Source organism: Pontiella sulfatireligans, from assembly GCF_900890705.1.
GTDB classification, from domain to species: domain Bacteria; phylum Verrucomicrobiota; class Kiritimatiellia; order Kiritimatiellales; family Pontiellaceae; genus Pontiella; species Pontiella sulfatireligans.
This window is the reverse complement of sequence record NZ_CAAHFH010000002.1, coordinates 2,209,694-2,232,203: the sequence shown is the minus strand read 5'-3', so window position 1 is coordinate 2,232,203 and position 22,510 is coordinate 2,209,694. Positions and strand designations below refer to the sequence as shown.

General features: G+C 56.9%; 15 protein-coding genes. 4 read left to right on the top strand and 11 right to left on the bottom strand.

Annotation, left to right across the window (positions count from 1 at the left end):
* Positions 1-90: 90 nt before the first annotated feature.
* The 10 genes from SCARR_RS22150 to SCARR_RS22105 all read right to left on the bottom strand — a co-directional run bounded on the left by SCARR_RS22150 (position 91) and on the right by SCARR_RS22105 (position 13,809).
* Positions 91-840 carry a 3-keto-disaccharide hydrolase gene (locus SCARR_RS22150; RefSeq protein ID WP_222846399.1) on the bottom strand — a complete coding sequence of 250 codons (750 nt, stop codon included), beginning with the start codon at positions 838-840 and terminating at the stop codon, positions 91-93.
* A gap of 15 nt (positions 841-855) precedes the next feature.
* Positions 856-2,235: a sulfatase family protein gene (locus tag SCARR_RS22145; RefSeq protein ID WP_168433528.1), complete on the bottom strand. Its 1,380-nt coding sequence runs from the start codon at positions 2,233-2,235 to the stop codon at positions 856-858.
* Positions 2,236-2,248: 13 nt separating this feature from the next.
* Positions 2,249-5,242: an FAD-dependent oxidoreductase gene (locus SCARR_RS22140; RefSeq protein WP_136063818.1), complete on the bottom strand. Its 2,994-nt coding sequence runs from the start codon at positions 5,240-5,242 to the stop codon at positions 2,249-2,251.
* A gap of 54 nt (positions 5,243-5,296) precedes the next feature.
* Positions 5,297-6,970 (bottom strand): sulfatase family protein, encoded by a 1,674-nt coding sequence (locus SCARR_RS22135; protein ID WP_168433527.1) that lies wholly within the window; start codon positions 6,968-6,970, stop codon positions 5,297-5,299.
* Positions 6,960-8,333, bottom strand: a complete 1,374-nt coding sequence (locus SCARR_RS22130) for a Gfo/Idh/MocA family protein (RefSeq protein ID WP_136063816.1) — start codon at positions 8,331-8,333, stop codon at positions 6,960-6,962. The genes SCARR_RS22135 and SCARR_RS22130 overlap by 11 nt, the downstream gene beginning before the upstream one ends.
* Before the next feature lie 285 nt (positions 8,334-8,618).
* Entirely contained in the window at positions 8,619-9,248 is a 630-nt protein-coding gene (locus SCARR_RS22125; protein ID WP_222846398.1) for a response regulator, read from the bottom strand.
* Positions 9,249-9,250: 2 nt separating this feature from the next.
* On the bottom strand, positions 9,251-11,476 hold the full coding sequence (locus SCARR_RS22120; protein ID WP_136063814.1) for a sensor histidine kinase: 2,226 nt from the start codon (positions 11,474-11,476) through the stop codon (positions 9,251-9,253).
* 147 nt (positions 11,477-11,623) lie between these two features.
* Complete coding sequence (locus SCARR_RS22115) at positions 11,624-11,899, bottom strand: helix-turn-helix domain-containing protein (protein WP_136063813.1); 276 nt, start codon at positions 11,897-11,899, stop codon at positions 11,624-11,626.
* Between the two features lie 3 nt (positions 11,900-11,902).
* Positions 11,903-12,181, bottom strand: coding sequence for a type II toxin-antitoxin system RelE/ParE family toxin (locus SCARR_RS29385; RefSeq protein WP_222846447.1), 279 nt, complete (start codon positions 12,179-12,181; stop codon positions 11,903-11,905).
* Positions 12,182-12,459: 278 nt separating this feature from the next.
* A complete protein-coding gene (locus SCARR_RS22105) occupies positions 12,460-13,809 on the bottom strand; it encodes a Gfo/Idh/MocA family protein (RefSeq protein WP_136063812.1) in 1,350 nt (449 codons plus the stop codon).
* 361 nt (positions 13,810-14,170) lie between these two features.
* Between SCARR_RS22105 and SCARR_RS22100 the strand changes: the two genes are divergently transcribed.
* A complete protein-coding gene (locus SCARR_RS22100; protein WP_222846397.1) occupies positions 14,171-16,864 on the top strand; it encodes a DEAD/DEAH box helicase family protein in 2,694 nt (897 codons plus the stop codon).
* A gap of 30 nt (positions 16,865-16,894) precedes the next feature.
* Here the strand turns inward: SCARR_RS22100 and SCARR_RS22095 are convergent, their stop codons facing one another.
* Positions 16,895-17,302: a hypothetical protein gene (locus SCARR_RS22095; protein WP_136063811.1), complete on the bottom strand. Its 408-nt coding sequence runs from the start codon at positions 17,300-17,302 to the stop codon at positions 16,895-16,897.
* 830 nt (positions 17,303-18,132) lie between these two features.
* Here SCARR_RS22095 and nifE point away from each other — a divergent pair.
* The 3 genes from nifE (at position 18,133) to SCARR_RS22080 (ending at position 22,411) form a co-directional block, all read left to right on the top strand.
* A complete protein-coding gene (nifE, locus tag SCARR_RS22090) occupies positions 18,133-19,485 on the top strand; it encodes a nitrogenase iron-molybdenum cofactor biosynthesis protein NifE (RefSeq protein ID WP_136063810.1) in 1,353 nt (450 codons plus the stop codon).
* Positions 19,486-19,588: 103 nt separating this feature from the next.
* Positions 19,589-21,052 carry a nitrogenase component 1 gene (locus tag SCARR_RS22085; protein ID WP_136063809.1) on the top strand — a complete coding sequence of 488 codons (1,464 nt, stop codon included), beginning with the start codon at positions 19,589-19,591 and terminating at the stop codon, positions 21,050-21,052.
* A gap of 99 nt (positions 21,053-21,151) precedes the next feature.
* Positions 21,152-22,411 carry a radical SAM protein gene (locus SCARR_RS22080; RefSeq protein ID WP_136063808.1) on the top strand — a complete coding sequence of 420 codons (1,260 nt, stop codon included), beginning with the start codon at positions 21,152-21,154 and terminating at the stop codon, positions 22,409-22,411.
* Positions 22,412-22,510 lie beyond the last annotated feature (99 nt).

The following is a 22,510-nucleotide window of genomic DNA, read 5'->3' as shown; positions in this document are numbered from 1 at the left end:
CCTTTCGTGGAACACGCTAAAGCGTGGACTACATGCACTCAATTCCGCTATCGAGGAGTAAGTAGTCCAGCCTTTAAGCTGTTCTGTATTTTAGAGTTCCCGCACCCAGATATTCCGGAAACGGACAGACTGGCCGTGGTTCTGCAGCACAATCGGAAGCTTGTCCGCATGCACTTTGTAGGGCGGAGCCTTGTTGTGCTCTGTCGGCCCGTAGATTTCCATGTGGTTCTGCACCAGCACCCCGTTCTGCAGAATAGTCACATAAGCCGGAGTGACCAGTTCGCCGCCCTTGAATACCGGCGCCGTAAAAAAGATGTCAAAGCTTTGCCACTCGCCCGGCTGTTTACAGACGTTCACCAGCGCCGGCGTCTGGCCATACACCGCGCCGGCCATGCCGTCCGGATAGGCTGTGTTTTCCCACGCATCCATAATCTGGATTTCATATTTTCCCATCATAAAGACGCCGCTGTTTCCCCGGCGCTGCGCTTCTTCAACCACCTCGGCCGGAGCGGCCCACTCTACATGGAGCTGAACATCGCCGAACTTTTGGCGGCTCAAAACACTTCCAGTCTTTGGAACCACCTCCATAAAGCCTTCACCCAGGATCCACGGAACGGTTCCATCCTTCCCGCCCCACCACGCATTGAAGTTCGATCCGTCGAACAGAACGATGGCATCCGACGGCGCGTCAGAATCTGTTTGCCCCGGCGTTACAACCTTTGGAAGCGGCCGATCCATGTCGTGAACATGCCAACCGTTCGGCAACTTGGGAAACTTATTGGCTACGCCAGCCGAGGCGGAGGCAGCGATCAGAAGAAGAAAGGTAAGCATTTTTTTCATGGGTTGGTTTTCCTATTACTTTCGGGCCGCCTGGTTAAGTGCAGGCGGCAGCGGGGTTACAAAATCCATATATTTCTTTTCCAGCTGGGCAGCCACTTCGGGATGTTGCTTAATCAGATCCTTCGACTCTGAGATATCGGCATCCAAGTCATAGAGCCAGCGCATGTCTTTCCAAACGAGTAGCTTCCATTTCCCATGCCGTACGGCCCCGCCGTCATCATGGAACCAGTAGAGGGTTTCATGCGGAGCACCGCTCTCTTTCCCGGCGAGGAACGGGTAGAGATCCACGCCATCGAGCCTGGTCTCTTTCGTCACCCCGGCCTCTGCCGCCGCGCAAAAAGTCGGGTAGAGGTCGAGGGTGCTGACCGGTTGTTCGTACACCTGTCCGGCTTTAAGCCTGCTCGGCCAGCGAATGATGAAAGGAACGCGGTTGCCTCCTTCAAAATTGGTTCCTTTTTTGCCGCGCAACGGGCCGACGCTTCCGAGCATCTCTTTCGGCCAGTCTTCGGGCCAGTCGACGTTGTACGCAAAGGTGGCGCCGTTGTCGCTGGCAAAGGCGACGATGGTGTTTTCGGAAAGCCCCAGCTCATTCAGCTTATCCAGCACCTTGCCAATATTTTCATCCATCGAGAGCAGCATGGCCCCGTACATCCTGGTGGCCTCTGTTTTCAGATGGGCCACCTGTGGTTTATGACTGATCTTGGCCTGCATCGGACTATGCGGTGCATTGAATGCCAGATAATAGAAAAACGGCTCCTGTTTGTGACGCTCGATAAAGTCTACGGCATGGTCGCCCAGCCGGTCGGTCAGATATACATCGCCCTCGCGCTCCGGCCCCCAGAGAATACGTTTATGTCCGCCACGGGCAACGGGTTCATCCACCCCGGCATAGTGTCCGGTTTCATCGGGGAAATATTGCCCGCCGAACGCCATGACCCACTTGTATTCATCGAACGTGGTTTTCGGATAGCACGGCATATTTGATTTACCGGACATACCGGTAACGTACCCCGCCCGCCCCAGAGCCTGGTTCATCATGAGATGGCCCGCAGGAATCCGATTGTCGGCGAGGGTTTCGGCCTCTCCGTTTTTCAGATCGCTCCACGTGTCTTGATTCCACTGAACGCCATACTTTTGCTGATACATGCCCGTCAGTAATCCATAGCGGCTCGGTCCGCAGGCCGACGCCGTCACATAACCCTGCGTAAAGCGGATGCCCTGTTCGGCCAGGCGGTCAATGTTGGGCGTCGGAACCAGATTGTCATAGCCGTAGCACCCAGCGTCTCCATAGCCCATGTCGTCGGCAAAGATCATGATAATGTTGGGTTTTTGCTCCACGGCAACAGCAGATAAAATGGAGACTGACAGAGTCAGGGTTATAAGGTTTGTCTTCACGCTCAGCCTCATTCTACTCGTTGTAAGCTCGAACTTCAAAGATGCGTGCGGAGGAGTCGCCATTCGTCTGTTCAACGGTCACCCGGACCTTTGATGCTTTCTCCTTCGGAAAACGGTGGATACGGCGGCGCTGATAGTTGTTGTCAACCTCGGCAACGGTCGCCCAATCCTTGCCATCAAAAATTTCAATCCGGTAATTTCGGACGGACTCCGGCACGAAACGTTCGTTTTCCTTATGCTCCCACGAGCAGTGGCGTTTGTCATTCAGATCGGTATCGAAGGTCAGGTAGACCGCGTTGACTTTTTCCAATGCCTGGAAATCGAGCTCGATCCACTGTGGCATGGACTTGGCCGAATCCGAGATCCACATGTTCTTTGCGTCACCGACAATGCGGGTCACCCCGCTGATTACATTCTCCGGTTCGCCGCCCGTCTGGAAGCTGGATGCCGTTACTTTGGCTTTCAGGGCCAGATCCTTCGAATCTTCGTTTTTCAGGCCGATGATATACTGGTCGTCTTTCAGCAGCCGCTGCTGGAGCTCGGTCATATGTTTTTGGTACAGACCGCGCGGATTGACCTTTTTGTCCACACACATAGCCGCCGCCGTTCCGGCCGCCTGTCCCACCACGCCGGTTGTGCCCTGCACCCGCACGGTGCCTAGGGCGACATGCGTTGTGGAAACATTGCGACCGGCAAACAGCAGGTTATCGACGTTCTTCGAATAGAGAATCCGGAACGGGATGTGGTTGAGCGGTGAATGCGTGTTGAAATCGAACGGGCCGTCTTTTGAAAAGATGCCTTCCGGATTATGAATATCAAGCGACCACCCGCCATGCGCAATGCGGTCCGCGAACGGTTTGGCGCTCAGCACTTCATCCTGCGTCAGGATATGGTCGCCCATCAGGCGGCGCGTTTCGCGTTTCGCGTTTCCGATTGGAAGAGTCGTCATCACATAATTCTCGGCCTTCTCCTTCAGGCTCGAATGTTTTTTGACCCAGTTAAAATAGCTGAGATTCAGAACAATCAGTTCGTCGCGCGCATTTTCCGGATCCCACAGGTCATCGACATCGCCGCGGTTTTCGTGCCACCAGCGGCCATAGGTGTGGCTGCCGTCAAACATTTTGCGGGCTTCAATGTATTCCGTGTTCGGCGTCAGATCCCACAGCCACTCCGGTCCGTTGAATGGTTGCGGCGCATCCATCTTCGTTGTGTTGTAGCAAAGCGTATGCCCCTGCATCAGGCAGCCACTCATCGTAATGTTGTCCGGCTGTTCCGGGGCGTTGCTCTCATTGAACTCCGTGCGTGCTTCACGGCCGAGACGGTATTCCGCTCCGGCATAATAACCGAGCCATCCATCGCCCGTGCAGTCGATGAACTGTTTCGCCGTGTAGCGGGTGCGCTTGCCGTCCACCATATTGAACGCTTTCACCGCGGTGATCGTTGAGCCTTTTTTTTCCACTTCATTAACGTGCGTGTTCAGAAAGACGCTCAGGTTAGGCTCGTTGGCCACAATGTTTTCCGCGCCCCGGCTCCACTTGCCGTGATAGTGATAGGCCCGCTCCCGGCCGATCTCTTCGTTAAGCCCGCTCTCGCGTGAATTCGGATGGTTGTGCTGCGCCGGCCCGGAAACGACCACACCCAGCTCGAGACTGTTGTTTCCTCCAATCATTGGACGATCCTGAATCAGCGCCGTTTTCGCTCCGGTGCGGGCCGATGCAATCGCCGCATTGATTCCGGCGACGCCGGCGCCGACCACAATCACGTCATAGTTGCCCATTTCATCAACCGTCGTATCGTCCCCGGTCAGGCGGGCCCGTTCCGATTTATAGGCCAGCAGCCCTTCCGGTGGCGCATACTGCATGTCTTTGGCCAGAATGATGGCGTCGATGCGACCGTACCATCCGGTCTCGTCGCTGATGGCCAATGCCGCTTCGCCCTTTTCCAGATCAAAGGTGCCGCCCAGCTGCCAGGCCCATTCATCAGAGGGGGCCGTACCGAAAACCTTTTCAGATTCCTTTCCACCAACGCTCACCTTGAACTGGCCCGGCGAATGGCTCTTCAGCCAATTCTTAGTGCGAACCCAAAGCCGCCACTTTCCAGACTTTGGAACATTGATCGTGGTCGTTGCATCGGCCACCGGCTTGCCGATTCCCGCTGCAATCAGATACGGCGACCCCATCTGCGGCACAAACTGGGTATCCATCCACCAGCCGCCGTAATCATCAAAATCCTCGGCGTCGATCCACAGGAAACCCGGCACCGCGGCCTTCGGCTCGCGTTTGTTTTCTTTTTCAAAATAGGCGCTGAACTCAGTGGCTTCGCGCACCATGTCGAACGCTCCTTCGTTGTAGGATGCGTTGATTTGATCCGCGGACAACGCCTTGCCCGCAACCCGCACCTCGTCCATGCGCCCGATGGTCCGCGTCTCTCCGTTCACAGAGCCGATAAAGCAGTATGACCTGCTTTTATCGATTTTGCCGGAAGCCTTCAGCTCGCTGTCCTTCGCTCCATCCGTGTAAAGGGTGATTGTTTCCCCGTCATAGGTTGCCGCCACATAAATCCAGACGCCGTTTTTCCATTCGGTGCGGTTCGAGGTCAGCTCCACCGCTTTGCCGTCGAGCGTCAGTAGAATTGAGAGCTTACCGCCCGGTGCAAAGCGGAACTCGTAGGAGCCCTTTTTGGTTACAACGGTTGGAAAACTTTTATAGGGCAGATTCCATGGTTTCACCCAGGCCTCAACGGTCAATGCATCGGCCGGGCTCAGGCTCGAATCATTCCCGCAGTTTACAAATCCATCCCCACCGGAAAACAGCAGGCAGGAGTTCCGAACACCGCGTTCCCATTCAGCGCCTTTAGAAAATCCAATGTTTCCGTTGCCGGAGTCGTCGCTGATTTGCATTCCCGTGCCGTCATCCAACCGCCAGTGACCGCGAATATCACAGGCATCCCCGACGCCGGAAAGAACAACTGTGCTCAACGCCATGAAAGTAACTGCCCATTTTTTCATTTTCATTTCTCCGTACACTTTATTGACCATACCGTGCTCCCCAAACCGCTCTTGTTAAAACTCGCCAAAGGGATGCGGAAGGCCGGCAAGGTAGCCTTTCAACAACTCTTTCATTTCGTTCAGTGTTTCTGCATTGGCCGGATCGCCGGCCAGATTATTTTGCTCGAACGGATCGGCATCGAGATCGTAGAGCTGGTCGCGGTCAAAATAGCCGGGAAACTCGCGGTCGCCATCCATGATCACACCTTTACTGACGTTTTCGGGTGTGTTTATTCGGCCGTCCCAGGAAACCCGGCGCCGGCGTTGTTGTTCCAATGCCTGGATGGAATCCTGCGCCATCAACTCTTCGATTTCGGCCGGAGCGCGGCCGGCAATATATTTCCAACGTTTGGAAACCACCGCGCGGGTGTGCATCACTTCCAGATAAAGGGAGTCTCTGCAGTGTGCCTCTTCTGTCGTCAGCATCGGCAGCATGCTTTGGCCGTCCATGCCGACATCGCCGGACTCTTTGGAGCCGGCCACATCGAGAATCGTGCTCACCAGATCCACATTGGAGCTGATGCCGGCCTTGCGGGACCCCGCGGCAACCTTGCCGGGCCAGCGGACAACAAACGGAACGCGCGCCGCTTCGCCCACGGTATTTTTGCCGCGGCTCTGGTGGTCGCTGGTAAAGATTACCATCGTGTTTTCGGCAAGCCCCTGTTTTTCCAATGTCTGGAGAATCGCGCCTAAGCTGTCGTCAATATAGGTCCCCATCGTATTCACCATCGGAATGCCGGCTTCCTTGCAGCGCCGCACCACATCATCACGCGGCGGCATACAGTCGGAAACCTCGTCCAGCCAACCGCCGGGTGTGCCACGCGCATCGCGCGAGAACCAATAGGCCGCATTCGGATTGCGGGCTTGCGAATCGTAATACTGCCGATGCGGCAGCGGCAACGACACGTAGAGGAAGAACGGCTTCTCATGTTCCTGTTCAATAAAGTCGAGAGCGCCCTGCGTCACCCACTCCAGATTTTCCTGCCGAAGTTCCTTCGGGGCCTTCAGCGCGCCGACATTCCCCATCTGCAGACTGGCGGCATAATCGAAGCCCTGTTCTTTCTGCATCGTTTCGCATTCCAACCGCTGCGCTTCTTTCACCTTCTCGTTCACGCCCGGATCGGAAAGCTTCATGTTCCGAAGTTCGGAATTATAAGCCCCGGCACCGTGTCCGTTATGCCATTTGCCAACCATACCCGTAGTGTAGCCTGCTTTCTGCAAAGCCTTAGGCAAATTGCTTTCCGTCGGCAGCAGTGTTGCGCTCCAGTCCACGCTGGCCGACTTGCCTGCCGGATATTTTTTCTGGAACCCTTTGCTGCGGCTGGCATAGCGACCGGTCAGTATCGAGTAGCGGCTCGGCGTACAGATCGGCGACGTGATGTAAAACCGCTCCAGCACCATGCCGTCCTTCGCGAGCTGCTGAAGGTTCGGCATCAGCATGGTCGGGTTTTCAAAAAAGTCGCCTTGCGGCGCATCAAACTTCGGAAGGTCGTCGTCGTAGAAGCCCTGTTGCTTCATCCCGGTGTGGCTGGGAAAGCGCTCAAGGTCATACAACCCCGGCGGGGTTTCATCAAAATCCAAGTCATCGGTAAAGAAAACAATGACGTTCGGTCGTTCGGCGCCCCCGCTCGCAGTCAATGCGAACAGGGCAAGCACTGTGAACAGAACCTCTCTGGATCTAAAGAGCATAATACTGCTCCCATCCTTTGCGCGGGGTGTCTTTGAGCAGGCTGTTCGCCAGCTCATTGTTTTTAAATCGGTTGGTTGCGCGGTCGAACTCCAGCACGTCGCCCTGGGCGCCGATGCGCTGCACCAGCGACCCGAGAATCAGAAACTGCGAAAGCGGCCCTGAAATCGAGAACGGCGAGCGCGCCTGTTCATCGCCCCGGCAGGACAGCAAAAAGTTGGCGTAGTGGTCGGAATGTTTTCCGAAGTTGCGCGGCAGCGAACCGGCCTTCAGCAGCTCGCGCATTTTTTCATAGGGGATGATTTCCAACGGCTGTCCATGGTGTCCGCCCTTGAATACCGTGTCCTTGGTGTAGAGAAACTTACCCGGATCTTTTTTGGTATCCATCGTGCGCCCGGCATACTCCGGCGGAACGGGACACAGGTTGGTCCATCCGTCATAGTAGTCGACATCCATTGCCGGCAGGCCGTTGCGCTCCGGGAATTGGAAATTCAGCGTCGTGGCCAGCGGGAAAATAAAGTCGTTATGCCCCTCCAATTTTTTAACGGTAATCTTTTCCGGCATGCCGAGTTCGAGGAAGTGGTGCATCGTATCAAAAACGTGCGCGCCCCAGTCGCCGAAAGCGCCGGTGCCCCACTGCTGCCAGCCACGCCATTTGTTGCGCGCGTACAGCGTACTGTATTCATGTTCCGGTGTCGTGCCGAGCCAGACATCCCAATCGACGCCGTCCGGCTTAATCTCGCCGGTCGGGTAGCCGGTGATGGCCTGTGTCTTATCGTAATGGTGCTTGTACCAAGCGAAACCCAGGTTGATGTAGGCATCGACGTGTTGGACATCTTTGATGATGCCGGCTTCCTGCCACGCCTTAAACTGGAAATAGTTGTCTTCGGAAAAACCTTGGTTGCCCATCTGGTTGACTACGCCGTGCCGCTGAGCCGCGGCCGTCATCAGCTCAATTTCCTGGAAGGTGCGCGCCAGCGGCTTTTCGGTGTAGACATGCTTGCCGATCGCCATCGCCGCCATCGTGACCGGGAAGTGCGAATGATCAGGAACCATGACGGTAACGGCATCGAATGCGTTCGGCATTTCATCAAACAGCTTGCGCCAGTCCTGATAGACCTTCGCATCCGGGAAACGGCTGGTGGCTTCCTGCATGTAGACACTCGTCGGATCCACGTCGCATAAAGCAACGACGTTAAGAACGCCGGAGCGCTCAAAGTTGCTCAGCAGCCGGTTGCCGCGCCCGCCAACGCCGATCCACGCCACGTTCACCTTTTCATTTGCACCCAGCACCTTGCCGGGGATCAGCGAACACGCCGCCGTGGCGCCCGTCGCAAACAATGATGTTCTTCGAGAAATCTTCATGTAGCAGCTTCCTTTATTAAAACGGGGAATCGCATTCCCTCTGAGTTGCATCGCCTACTGCCCGAAATATTATTCGAGACCGTTGATGCAGTGAGTTATAGCAAAGGAAACGAGAAAACGAACCTGACCAAAAGATAGGCTGAAGAGCGGGTAGCCACAAATGAGAGGGCACCCTGAAAAAAGTCGGATAGAAGAGATTTTCTAGCGCACGCCGTCCTCGCTGTCCGCGGACGCCGAGGACGGCGTCCCTCCACGAACGGTCAATGCGGCATCTCGTGATCCGCTCTATCCATCAAGATGAATAATACCGCGTTTGAAGGCGTGAACCACGGCCTGGGTGCGATCCGCCGCATCGAGCTTTTCGCGCAAGTTGAGAATGTGGAGCTTTACCGTTGCTAAAGAAATGCCGAGCCGGTCAACGATCTGCTTGTTGCTGCACCCTTCGGCCAGCAGCGTCAAGACCTCCATCTCGCGGGGCGTCAGGCTGTCCTGCCCGCTGCGCCGCTCCAACTTCTGGGCAATGCCGGCAGGAAAGTAGGTGCCGCCGGCGGCGATTTCGTGGATGGCCTCCAGCACATCCTCCACTTCGCCGGCCTTTTTCGTGAGATAGCCCTTTACGCCGGCCTGGACGGCCTGCCAAATATCTTCTTCCGAATCAAAGACCGAAAGCAGCACCACCTTGGTGTCGGGAAACTCTTCCATGATTTTCCGGGTGCATTCCACGCCGGACTCGCCGGGCATCTGATAATCCATGGTGACCACGTCCGGGCGCAGCTCGCGAACCAGCTCCAGCGCCTCCGTCGCGTTGGCCGCCGCGCCCACCGGCTCCAGACCGGGTTCGATCGTAATAGTTTCCGTCAGCCCCAGCCGCAGCAACGCGTTGTCGTCCACCACCAATACTCTAATTTCCGCCATGGCTATTCCATCTCCCATTTTTGGACTGAGGCAATTTCCACCTGGATGGAGGTCCCCTCGCCCAACCTGCTCTTAACCTGAATCGTGCCCTCTAAATGATTGATCCGCTCATGCATGCCCTGCAAGCCGAACCGGCCTACCTTGGGAACGCCATCCACGCTGAAGCCGCATCCATCGTCCTCGATGCGCAACGCAAGGCCGCTTCCGGAATAGGCCAGCTCAACGCCGATCCGCCCGGGCTTGGCATGGCGCGCCGCGTTCGAGGCCGCCTCCTTGGCAATCAGCAGCAGGTTCCGCTCGGCCACCTGCTTCAAACGGCGGGGCTCGCCTTTCACCAAAAAATCCAGCCGGGCGCCGCATTCCCGAGCCAGAGGCTCCAATGTTTCCTGCAGCGCCGCGGAAAGATCCATGCGCTCCAGCACGCCCCCGCGCAGATCGAGAATGGACGAGCGCGACTCCTCGCTGCAATACGCCAACATGCTCCGAACCACATCGATCGCCTTCCGGTTTCGCGCGGCGTCTTTCACCACTTCGCTCCCCGCTTTTTCCAGATGCTGCTCCAGCTCGGAAGCCTTGTTTTCTTTCAGCAGCCGGACCGAAGAGCGGATCGATTCCAGCCGCTTTTCCATATTAAGCTCCAGCAGCCGGAGCGCGCCGCGCAGCTGGATGGCCATGCCCGCCAGCCCCTGCTCCAGATTGTCGTGCAGCTCGCGAGCGATGCGCTGGCGTTCATCCAGAATGGTTTCGCGTTCAATCTGCTTGCCAATAATGCCCGTCTGTTTATCAACCGTCTTGCGCAGCGCGGCCACCCAAATCAAGGAAAGGGCCAGCACGCCCAGCCCGATGCCCAGCAGCCAAAGCAGCCGCGTGGCGGTCCACCACGGGGCCGGCGCCAGAATCATCACATCGTTTGCATCGCGGAGCTGGATCCAGAACCCATCGATATAGAGTCGCCAGCGCATCTCCTCGCTCCGGATCAGGTTGCAGATTCCGGTTAGCCGCAAGATGGCACCCGGAGCCAGCCGTTCGTCGAGCACGGCATCGGCCGGGAGCTTTGCCTCGAGCAGGGAGCTGCCCTGCCGGCAAAGCAGGATGCGCTCCTTCGGACTTTCGTCTTGCCCGGACGACACTCCAAATGTTTTCCCCACATCCACCAACTGGACATCAATGCTGACCAGCTCCTGATCGAGGCTGCTGTCCGGCTTGAGCTGCCACTGGGCCTTCAACGCCTCGTTCAGCTCCAGCGTTACCGGCGCCGGCGGAGCCTTGTGCTCCAGCACGTTGACCGACCGCGCGAGAAAGGCCGGGCTGATTGGTCGGGGCCGGGCAAAACCTTCCAGCGCAACAAAGTCGCCGACCTGCACCTCGGAAGCCGCCGGCAACGTGGCTTTCAGACAGGCCTTTTCCCCCCGCAGAAAAAGATCCCGGCCAACGGCGCGGGTAACAACGCCGTACGTTCCAACAGGAAGCCGGTGGTTCACGCCGTCCCGCATCAACTCGTTAATCGGCCGCGATTTAACGCCGCCGGGCGGTTCGTAGTCGTCAATCACTTCAAAATCGTCGGCGGAATTCACATAAAATATGCGGCCGATAATCTGGCGCTCGTTGTTGTAGCGGGTTCCGGCAACGGCATCGAACCTGACCCGCTGAAAGATTAAGCCGGCCAGCTTTTCCGCCGAGGCTTTCGAATAGGGCGCCTGCACATCCAGAACGGAATCGTTGAACTCCAACTCCAGCATAATGCTGTTGCTGTTTTTCGGGCCGGAGGCAAACGTCTTTACCGAGATCAGCCGCCCGCGGACCGAGACCCAGTCGCAATCGATGGTGGCGGAATACATTTCGTGCGCATTGAACGGCCGGGTTTCCGGCAGCGGCTGCCGGCCCAGGACCTCCACTTCTTCCGCCACAACCGCCGGCGAAAACCAGCCCGGAGAAGTCTTGCCGCGCACCCGCACCATTTCGCCGGAATGCAGCTGGGCGTGCTTTGGCTTGGACACCGGACTGCGGACATAAATGCCCTTGTTTCCGTCGTGCAGGAAAAATCCGTTTTTCGGCGGCGTCACCTGCAGCACCTGCCCCTCCAGCAGCACCGGAAGCGCCTGTTCCGCTTCTTCCGGCGCAAGGCTGCGGATGCTGTAAACCGTGCCCAGCGGGTCAGCCCCAGCCATGCCGGCCACCGCCAGCACGACCCACACGGCCAACCTATTGCTGAATCCGATGCGCCGCAACAATGTCCGCAAAGCGGTGGTACGAAAACCCGAGAGGCTGGGCTTTCGTTGAACATAATTGCTTTTTAAAGGTGTGGCGGAGCTATTAATCTTTAGATCCCGGCTATGATAGAGAGAGGAGTATGAAGCAAGGTGCTCGTATTTTCCTTATGCAACTTCCAGGCGCAGGTTTTTTCCGACGGCTTCAGCAAAGTTTTCAAGCGTGGATAGCCGGATGTCTTCCGCATGGTTCTCTATGCGGGAGATCGCGGATTTTTTCGTGCAAAGTTTTTCGGCCACCTGTTCCTGAGTGAGGCCTGCATCCAGACGGGCCTGCTTCAGCAAGGCGCCAATTTTGAACTGCTCGTAACCTTTGTCGAAGTCCTTGGCAAACTTGGGCTTATCCTTTTTACGCTTCTCAATATATTTATCTAGATCGTCCATGGTTCAGCTCCTGCTCAAATAATCCTTTTTCCGGCGTTCTGCCAACTTGATTTCCCGGGGCGGCGTCTTTTGGGTTTTCTTCTGGAACGAGTTGGTCAAGATCACCAGTTCGCGGCCTTGCATAAAACCCAGTAGGCGAAATGTATCGCTGCCTACATCTACTCTCACTTCCCAGATATCGTCCGTATTGACGAGTTTCTTGAAGTAGTTCGTAGGTACGGGATTTATTTCCCGAACCAGCTTCAAGACCCAGGCAATTTTCGTTACCTGTTTGTCAGACAGCCGATCTAAATGCTCCTGTACCGGTCATTTTCCCGAACCTGTCCTGTAAAATATGATTTTCATCACGGCATCGAAGTTAACATATAAGTGAACTCCGTCAAGTAAGGATTAGGTCGTATTTAGGCCAGCATCTTGTGCCGAAATGTTCCCCCGCCCACGAAAAGCCACGCCGGCCCCACCGAGTTCAGCTGACAGAACCCGATCTCAGTTGGTGCGCTTGCTTTATCCCAATAACGAATAACCATTAACGATGAACCGGAACAGTTCTGCACGTTCCCCTACAGCTTGTAATACTGCTCCCACCCCTTGCGGATGTTGTCCTTGAGCAGGCTGTTGGCCAGTTTGTTATTAGTGATCTGCTTGGTTTCGCGGTCAAACTCGAGCGAGCCGCCCAAACGCTGCGCCATGCAGCCGAGCGCCAGCATTTGCGAAAGAGGTCCGGAAACGGAGAATCTGGAGTTGGTGGTGTTTTCACCACGGCAGGCCCGCAGGAAGCTTTCATAATGATCCGGATTCTTCCCAAAGTTTTTCGGAAGCTTGCCGGCCACCAGCAGTTCACGCATTTTTTCATAGGGAAGAATCTGCAAAAGCGATCCATGGCTGTCTCCCTGAAAGACATAGTCCTTGCTGTAAATAAACTTTCCGGGCTTATCCTTGTTCAGCGTTTTGCCTGCAAACTCAGGCGGAAGCGGCGGAAGATTTTCCGCGCCGTCATACCAGTCGATATCCATCGCCGGCATCCCGTTGCGCTCCGGGAAACCAAAATTGATGGTGGAGGCCAGCGGGAACACATATGGGTTCGGCAGCTCCCGTTTTTTTGCAGTGATCGTGGAAGGCAGGCCCAGCTCCAGAAACTCGTGAATCGTATCGAGAATATGCGCACCCCAGTCGCCGAAGCAGCCGGTGCCGTACTGATGCCAGCCGCGCCAGTTGCCGGGATGGAGCTTGTCGCTGTATTCAACATCAAGCGGGGTTACGCCCTTCCAGATGTCCCAGTCCAGATGGGCCCGCATCGGTTCGCCCGTCGGATAGCCCGGCACATCGCCCCAAGGATGCCAGCGACGCCACTTGTTCATATACGCGTCCACGTGCGTGACGTCCTTAATAATGCCCGCTTCCTGCCATGCCTTAAACTGGTTAAAGTTATCGGAGGTGTGCCCTTGGTTGCCCATCTGGGTCACCACTTTATATTTTTGTTCCGCCGCCATCAGCAGCTCAATTTCCTGGAACGTGCGCGCCAGCGGCTTTTCGGTATACACATGCTTGCCCATCGCCATGGCCGAGATGGTGATCGGAAAATGGTTGTGGTCCGGCGTCAGCACCACAACGGCGTCAATCTCGTTGCCGATCTGATCCAACATGACCCGCCAGTCCTGGAAGATTTTGGCATTCGGGAAACGGGTCTGCGCTTCCTGGAGATATTTGGTGTCCTGCTGGACGTCGCAAAACGCGATAAAGTTGGCAATGCCCGATTTTTCAAAGTTGGTGATGATCCGGTTGCCCCGGCCCCCGACGCCAATCCAGGCCACGTTCACTTTTCCGTTGGCGCCCAGCACCTTGCCGGGAATCAATGAGCATGCCGTAGTTGCACTGGCGACAAACAGGGTGCTTCTTCGTGAAATGTTCATCTCGTCTTGTCTCCTTTTATTAAAATCGGCTCAATGCACTTTGTTAACGCACACATAACGTCATGTAAATCAATTTGTGGACAAAACAAACATTCTATCGGTCCCCTGCCCGCCGGAACATGATTACACCTAATATTTTCAACACCAAGATCGCAAAAACGGCTCCCTCTTGGGACCTTTGCGCTCTCTTGTGGCAAACAATCCCGATATTTAGCTGCCGCATCCATAAAGAATCTGGTCTTTGTGCATCTTGCGCCTCTTCGTGGCTATCCTCCTAACATCTATCCGCTGAATCTATAATTTACTGGCCACCGAAACCCGTTCTGGCTGTTTTTGAATTCAATCCGTATAGTTCATTTCTATGCTTAATCGATCCAAATCTAAACCGGACGGGATGGCCTTCCCCGCACTGAAATTCCGCTTCGATTGGCGGCCGTATCAAAAACGGGTGCTGGATGCGATTGAGCACCATCTGAGCGATCAGCGCCTGCACGTGGTCGCCGCGCCGGGCGCGGGGAAAACCGTGCTGGGCCTAGAAGCGTTCCGGCGGCTTCAAAAGCGCGCCGTCATTCTCTCGCCAACCCGCATCATCCGCGACCAATGGCTGCAGCGCCTGACCGACTTTTGCGAAACGGACGATCCGCTGAGCCTCGACTGGGTCAGCAACCGGCTCGACGACCCGCGGGTGCTGACGTCCATCACCTATCAGGCCCTGCACTCAAAATCGCGCATCGACGAGGACCTCGAGCCCAAGGAAGAAGACGAGGAAGAGGCGGAAACCGTGGATGCCGCCTTTGTGGTGGAAACCTTTAAGCGGCATCAGGTGCAGGTCATCATTCTGGACGAAGCGCACCACTTGCGGGCGGAATGGTGGAAGGTGCTCGACCAGATCTGCGAAGCGATTCCCGACCTGGTGATCGTCGCGCTCACGGCAACGCCCCCCTACGATTCCAAGGCTCCCGAATGGAAGCGCTACGAAGAGCTCTGCGGGCCGATTGATGAAGAGATATCCGTGCCCGAGCTGATCAAGGCCAAGACGCTGTGCCCGCATCAGGACTATATTTGGGCCGTCGATGTCAGCCCGACCGAAAAAGAGCGGATTAAAACCTATGACGACCAGGTCAAGCGGCTGCTGGAGCATCTGGTGGACGACGAGGCGTTCTGCACCTGCATGCTGGAACATCCATGGCTCGACGAGGAGCTGGACACCTCAAGCGTCTACAGCGACCCGCAGGCGGCGATGGCGCTGCTGGTTTTCTTGAAGCATAAAACCGGCGAAGCCGCCCCAGAGCTGTACACGGCGCTGGATGTATCCTTTAAAGAGATTCCCGAACTCAGCAGAACCTGGTGGCAGGTGCTACTCGAACACCTGCTGTTTTCCAACAAGCCGGAACAGAACGCGGCCGCCTCGGCCTATTATGCCGAGCTGAAAAAGCGGCTCCGCTCGCTGGAGCTGCTTCGCAAAAACGAGCTGTCAATTGTGCGCTCGCGCCGGCTGGAGCGTTCGCTGGCGCTAAGCGAGCGAAAAGTCGATGCATGCATGTCGATTCACAAACTGGAGCTCAAACAGCGCGGCGACGAATTGCGCCAGGTGGTGCTAACCGACTTTATCCGCGACGAGGCGCTCAACACCGCCCGCTCGCTCGGAACCTCCACCCTCGGCGCCTGGCCCATCTTTCAAGGCCTGTGCGGCACATCACCGATTGCCGAGTCGATTGCGTTGCTGACGGGCCGGCTATGCATCGTGCACGAAACGCTGGTCGAAAGCTTGATGGAGCAGGCCGAGGGACAAAAGGTGGTTTGTGCGCCGTTCGAGCGGATGCCGGGCTATGTAAAGGTGTCCGGCCCGCTGAATCTGTTGACCAACACCTTTACGGCGCTCCTGATCCGAGGCGACATTAAAACGCTGGTCGGAACCGGCGCGCTGCTCGGCGAAGGCTGGGACGCCCCCGTGGTTAACTCATTGATTCTCGCCAGCTCGGTGGGCACCTTCATGCTCACCAACCAAATGCGCGGACGGGCCATTCGGCTTGACCGGTCGAAGCCAGAAAAGGTCAGCAGCATTTGGCATCTGGTGGCGCTCGATGTGAGGGGCGAAAGCGGGCTGGGCGATTTTCATGACCTCACCCAGCGCTTCGAAACCTTCGTCGGCCTCTCCCAAAACAGCCTAAGCATTGAAAGCGGCTTCAAGCGCATGCAGGCCTCGGGGCTGGAGATCGGGCTCACGGAACTCAAGCCCTACGCCTGCTTCGCCAACAACCGCCAGATGGTGCGCAGGTATCGCGACATTGCAAAAGTTTCCGAACGTTGGAAGGCGGCGCTTTCGGGCGACAGCAAGGCGCGCGTCGTCCCATCGGTTGAAACAGAAGTCCTGCCCCGGCTCCGCGCCTACCACCTTTGGAACACCCTTGGCCATGTGCTCTTCCGGCTAATGAGTGCGATCAGCTGCTGGCTGAGCTGGAATGCCGTATTTGCCCGCAACAAATGGTCCCTGCTCTTCGCGGCGGTTGGAATCGGAACCGCTTGGATGCTGTTGACCCGGCTTGGATCAACCCTTGCCGTATTGCGAATCGGCTTGCGGTATTTGCCCGTTGACGGCTCTTTGCGGCAAATCGGAAAAGCGCTCTGTCGGGCGCTGTGCGAGGCCGGCATGATTGAAACGCCCTACCGGCGCTTGCGCATTCGAACCGTCCAAGCCACGGACAAAAGCTATTACCTGAGCCTCAGCGGCGGCACCTATTATGAATCGTCCCTCTTTGCCGATGGTTTAGCCCAGCTGCTCGGCCCCATCGACAGCCCGCGCTACCTGGTCATACGCGAAGGGACATTCCTTGGGTTCACGCGCGACGACTACCACGCCGTCCCCGCCCGCTTGGCGGTGAAAAAAGAACTGGCCGAAATCTTTTACCGCTCCTGGGCGCGCTGCGTCGGCCCCTCCGACCTCATCTACACCCGCAGCGAAGAAGGCCGTGCCGAACTCGTCCACGCCAAAGCGCACGCCTTCACCGCCGCCTTCAAAGACCAAACCCGCCGCCTCGACCGCTGGCAATCGTGATGCCAGTAGGTTGAGCGAGCATATGGAAGCTCAGTTTATCGGCTTACGGACAACCTCAGATGGCTGGTTGAGTCTTTTTCTGTTTTTATATAGGAGGACTATCCATAAGCATAAACCGAAATACACAATGGACATCAGTCCCAATCCGTATTGCTTTACTATGGAATCAGCTCTACTGCTGAAGAAGAAATAAACTCCAAGCAATACGGACGATAACCATAGTCCGAGTAGTAGTATTAATGCTGTTGTGGATTTTCGAATTAGTGATGTATAAATAAGTATGAGCTCAAGTATCATTCTTAAAGCTCCAGTCATGTAGCTCCCAACTGCGGAATAATCATTTTTAACGCTGCCTACGGAAATCAATATCCCAAGGACCAAAACAGACATGAAGATTGGCCATTCAGATGGTTTAATATCTCTGAGCCATTTTTTCATCGTTTCTTTTCCTGACCCAACAGTTGATTAGGCAGATGAAAATTCACTGCCCTTGCATGAGAGGCATGCATAGTCCGCCCGACCGAAGAATGCAAAACTCTTGATGATTAATCGGCATTTTACCGCAAGCCCAGATCGGCACGCTTTCCCTTCGGGTGAAGCGCGGCTACACCTGCAGGCTGTAGGTGGGGGCGGCGACCCCGCCTTTCGATTGGACGTGTTGGATGCGCCGTTCCGGGGTCGCCGCCCCCGGCTACAACAATACTACTCCGTGCTCTTCGTGGCTTCGTGTGAGCAAACGGCATTCGTAGGCTTGGTTCCTCCCGCCCGCGCCATCGGCATTCCATCCGACGCCGTGTGGGGCACACGGCCTGTAGCACGAGCCCGTAAAGCGTCGTTGCTGTAGGTGGGGGCGGCGACCCCGCCTTTCGGCTGGACGTGTTTTGGATGCGCCGTTCCGCGGTCGCCGCCCCCGGCTACAACACTACTGCTCCGTGCTCTTCGTGGCTTCGTGTGAGCATTCTGCCTTCAGCGCGAAGGACTCTTTGCCTAGGGCATACATTTTTTTCCTCCCCATCTAGCGGTGGAAATAAATGTCGAAACTCCGTACAACCCGTTGTTTTTAGAAGGGTTGGAAAAGCGGCGCTTCGAGCCTCAGGAACCCTCTGACAATTATTTCCGAAAGCCCCTCCCCTTCGCTCCTCCCGCCTCCCGCCTCACATCTTTTCTTAACACTTAAAACATAACCACTTAAAACTCCGCGCCACGCTTCGCACTGCGCGGTGGCACACCTGATGCAATAGGGAGTTCCAATTATTGGAAACAACACCATGGCCAACGAAACCATCAATCTATTGGAAAAACGCAAGCGCCAGATCCACGAGGGCGGCGAATTTGTGATGGAAGCCGAAAAGCAGAGCCTTGCCGGGTCCGTCAGCCAGCGTTCGTGCAGCTTCTGCGGCTCGAGGGTGGTGCTCTACCCGATTGCCGACGCCCTGCATGTGGTTCATGGCCCGATCGGTTGCGCATCCTACACCTGGGACATCCGCGGCTCGCTCTCCTCCGGCCCCGAGCTGCACCGGCTGAGCTTTTCAACCGATATGCAGGAAAAGGATGTCATCTACGGCGGCGAAACCAAACTCTACCACGCCCTCATCGAGCTCATCGACGAATACAAGCCCAACGCCGCCTTTGTCTACACCACCTGCATCATCGGCGTGATCGGCGACGATGTGACGGCCATCTGCAAAAAGGTGGAAGCCGAAAAAAACATCCCGGTCATCGCCGTCGACTCCGAAGGCTTCAAAGGCTCCAAGAAGGAAGGATACAAGGCCGCCTGCGACGCGCTCTTTAAAATCGTCGGCACCGACGACGTGAAGGAAAAGGTTCCGAAGTCCATCAACATTCTGGGCGACTTCAACATTGCCGGCGAAATCTGGGTGATCAAAGACTACTACGAACGCATGGGCGTGGAAGTGGTCTGCTCCGTATCCGGCGACGGCCGCGTGGAAGACATCCGCAAGGCGGGCCGCGCCCAGCTCAATATTGTGCAGTGCTCCGGTTCGGTCAGCAATCTGGCCAAGATGCTCGAGCATGAATACGGCACGCCCATGATGCGCGCCTCCTACTTCGGCATCGAAGACATGTCGAAGGCGCTCTATGACGTGGCCGACTTTTTTAACGACGACGAAATGCATGACGCGGCGGCACGCGTGATTCAGGAAGAAGTAACCCAACTGGTGCCCCAGTTGGCGCCCTACCGGAAAGACCTGAAAGGGAAAAAGGCCGCGGTGTATACCGGCGGCGCCTTCAAGGTCTTTTCGTTGGTGCGCTCGTTGCGGACCATCGGAATGGACGTCGTGATCGCCGGCTCCCAGACGGGATCGGTGGAAGATTACAAGATGCTCATGGAGCTCTGCGATCCGGGCACCGTGATCCTCGACGACACCAATCCGCTCGAGCTCGCCAAGTATGTGAAGGAAAAGAACGTCGACCTGTTCATCGGCGGCGTCAAGGAACGCCCCATCGCCTTCAAACTCGGCGTCGGCTTCTGCGACCACAACCACGAGCGCAAGGAAGCACTCGCCGGCTTCATCGGCATGTTGAACTTTGCGAAGGAAGTCCATTCATCGGTCATGAGCCCCGTCTGGCAGTTTGCGCCGCGCAAACAGGAAGTAACATGAAAATTAAACACAAAGACCCCCAGTACACCAAGACTACACAAAGCGGTTCCTTAGAGCCCTTTGTACCTTCGTGTTTAATAAACCGTGTTACTGGGAGGATGAAATGAGCTGCAAATGCGGAAAAACCTGTGCCCCGGTCGAAAGCCCGGCCAACATCTGCACAACGGAAGACAAGGCCAAATGCGGTTGCGGCCCGGCCCCGGAAGCCACTCCGCTGACGGGCAAGAACTTCACCGCCACCCGCAATGCGTGCAAGCTGTGCGCCCCGCTCGGCGCCTGCCTGGCGTTTCGCGGCATTGAAGGATGCCTCCCCTTCCTCCACGGCTCGCAAGGCTGCGCCACCTATATCCGCCGCTACATGATCAGCCACTTCCGCGAACCGATGGACATCGCCTCGTCGAACTTTGGCGAAGAGAGCGTGGTCTTCGGCGGGCGCGGCAACCTCAACGAAGGGCTCAAGCATGTGATCGAGGGCTACAAGCCCAAGGTGATCGGCATTGCCACCACCTGCCTGGCCGAAACCATCGGCGACGACGTCCACATGTATGTGAAGGACTTCATCAAAGAGAACGAGGGAAGCATTTCCATCCCGCACCTGCTGCACGCCTCGACCCCCAGCTACGCCGGCAGCCATGCCGACGGCTACCAGTGGGCCGTGCGCGCCATCGTCGACCAGCTGGCGGTCGACGGCCCCAACGAAAAATTCATCGGCGTCTTCCCCGGCATGATCTCCCCCGCCGACCTGCGCCACCTGCGCGAAATCATGGACGACTTTGGCATGCAGTTTTCCATCGTACCCGACTATTCCGATCCGCTCGACGGCCCGGTCTGGGGCGAGTATCACCGCATCCCGGAAGGCGGCACCCCCGTCAGCGAAATCAGCAAGCTTGGGCGCGCCTCGGCCATCATCGAGCTGGCTTCAACCATCGCCGACAAGCAGTCGGCCGCCACCCTGCTCGACGAAAAGTTTTCCACCGCGGTCTTCCGGGTCGGCCTGCCCATCGGCATCCGCCAGTCGGATAAGTTCTACAAGGTGCTCGAGCAGATCACCGGACGCCCGACGCCGGCCAAGCACGCAGGCGAGCGCGGCCGCTTGATCGACGCCTACGTCGACGGCCACAAATATGCCTTCGGCAAAAAAGTGGTCATCTTCGGCGAAGAGGATTTCGTGGTTGGCCTGACGGCCTTCTGCGCTGAGATCGGACTCAAACCCGTGCTGTGCGCCTCCGGCGGCAAGAGCGGCAAACTCAAGACCTGCATCCGGGATGCCGCGCCGGAGCTCGACCCGGAAACGGAAATCCTCGAGGGCGTCGACTTTGCCGAAATCGAGGTGGCCGTCAACCATTTGAAGCCCGATCTGCTGATCGGCAACAGCAAAGGCTTTTCAGTCAGCCGCAAAACCAGCGTCCCGCTGGTGCGGGTGGGATTCCCGATCCACGATCGGGTCAGCGGCTCCCGCACCCTGCACTTGGGATACCGCGGCGCGCAGCGGCTCTTCGACACCCTCGTCGACAAGCTCATGGAAATGAAACAGGACGGAAACGACATCGGATACACCTACATATGAAGAGTTTTAGGTTTTAAGTGATTAAGTTTTAAGAGCTCACGATCCCTTCGTACTTAACCACTTAACATCTTAACACTTAAAACTGAACGGAGAATAGCCATGGCTTTAGATTTCACCAAACACCCCTGCTTCAACCCCGACGTTAAAGGCAAATATGGCCGCGTGCATCTGCCGGTGGCCCCGAAGTGCAACATCCAGTGCGGCTACTGCAACCGGAAATACGACTGCGTGAACGAAAGCCGCCCGGGCGTCACCTCCAACGTGCTCTCCCCCGGGCAGGCGCTCTACTACGTCAACGACTTGGTGGACAGCGGCAAGCCAATCTCCGTCGTCGGCATTGCCGGCCCCGGCGATCCCTTTGCCAATCCGGAGGCCACAATGGAAACGCTGCGCCTCATCCGCAAGCGCCACCCCGACATGCTGCTGTGCGTCTCCACCAACGGCCTCAACGTCGCGCCCTACATCGCCGAGCTCGCGGAACTCAAGGTCAGCCACATCACCATCACGCTCAACACCATCGACGCGGAGATCAGCGCCAAGATGTACAGCTGGGTGCGGGAGGACAAGAAGCCGCTGCGCGGGCTCGAAGCCGCCGAACACCTGCTGCGCCGCCAAATGCAGGCGATCAAGGCGATCAAGGCGCACGGCATTACGCTCAAGATCAACACCATTCTCGTGCCCGGCGTGAACGACGGGCATATTGGCACGGTGGCGGCCTTCGCAAAATCCGAAGGCGCCGACCTGCACAACATTATCCCCATGTGTCCGGTGGAGGGCACGATGTTCGAGGACATCGAGGAGCCCACCCCCGCCATGATCCATGCCGCGCGCGACGTGGCCGGAAGCCACCTCCCGCAGATGACCCACTGCCAGCGCTGCCGCGCCGATGCCTGCGGGCTGCTGGCCGAAGGCACCACCCAGGAAACACTGAACCTGATCGAGAAAGCCGCCAACGCTCCGATCAATCCGGACGAAGAGCGCCCCTATGTCGCCGTCGCCACCCGCGAAGGCGTACTGGTGAGCCAGCACCTCGGCGAGGCCGCCAACGTCCATGTCTACAAAGAGAACGACGGCCTGATTCAGCCGCTGGAAATCCGCACGCTGCCCTCGAAAGGCGGGGGCGATGAGCGCTGGACAGCCGTCGGCGCCACGCTCAAAGACTGCCGCGCCGTCCTCGTCTCCGGCATCGGCCCCAAGCCGACCAAGGTGCTGCGCGACTCCGGCGTCAAGGTGATCGTGATGGAAGGCCTGATCGAAGAAGCGCTCGAATGCATATACGCCGGCGAAGAGATCCGCGCGCCCCTCCGCCCCACCAAGTGCGGCGAAAAATGCGCTGGCGACGGCGGGGGGTGTGGGTAGAAAACTTATTACGTATTGCGTATTGCGTATTGCGTATTGCGTATTGCGTATTGCGTATTGCGTATTGCGTATGATGGAACCGACAGTCCGAAAGAGCAG

Bases quoted from the DNA above. Each gene is read 5' to 3' on its own strand.
- SCARR_RS22150 (WP_222846399.1), bottom strand. From the start codon at position 840: ATGAAAAAAATGCTTACCTTTCTTCTTCTGATCGCTGCCTCCGCCTCG.
- SCARR_RS22140 (WP_136063818.1), bottom strand. From the start codon at position 5,242: ATGAAAAAATGGGCAGTTACTTTCATGGCGTTGAGCACAGTTGTTCTT.
- SCARR_RS22135 (WP_168433527.1), bottom strand. From the start codon at position 6,970: ATGCTCTTTAGATCCAGAGAGGTTCTGTTCACAGTGCTTGCCCTGTTC.
- SCARR_RS22130 (WP_136063816.1), bottom strand. From the start codon at position 8,333: ATGAAGATTTCTCGAAGAACATCATTGTTTGCGACGGGCGCCACGGCG.
- SCARR_RS22125 (WP_222846398.1), bottom strand. From the start codon at position 9,248: ATGGCGGAAATTAGAGTATTGGTGGTGGACGACAACGCGTTGCTGCGG.
- SCARR_RS22115 (WP_136063813.1), bottom strand. From the start codon at position 11,899: ATGGACGATCTAGATAAATATATTGAGAAGCGTAAAAAGGATAAGCCC.
- SCARR_RS22105 (WP_136063812.1), bottom strand. From the start codon at position 13,809: ATGAACATTTCACGAAGAAGCACCCTGTTTGTCGCCAGTGCAACTACG.
- SCARR_RS22100 (WP_222846397.1), top strand. From the start codon at position 14,171: ATGCTTAATCGATCCAAATCTAAACCGGACGGGATGGCCTTCCCCGCA.
- SCARR_RS22095 (WP_136063811.1), bottom strand. From the start codon at position 17,302: ATGAAAAAATGGCTCAGAGATATTAAACCATCTGAATGGCCAATCTTC.
- nifE (WP_136063810.1), top strand. From the start codon at position 18,133: ATGGCCAACGAAACCATCAATCTATTGGAAAAACGCAAGCGCCAGATC.
- SCARR_RS22085 (WP_136063809.1), top strand. From the start codon at position 19,589: ATGAGCTGCAAATGCGGAAAAACCTGTGCCCCGGTCGAAAGCCCGGCC.
- SCARR_RS22080 (WP_136063808.1), top strand. From the start codon at position 21,152: ATGGCTTTAGATTTCACCAAACACCCCTGCTTCAACCCCGACGTTAAA.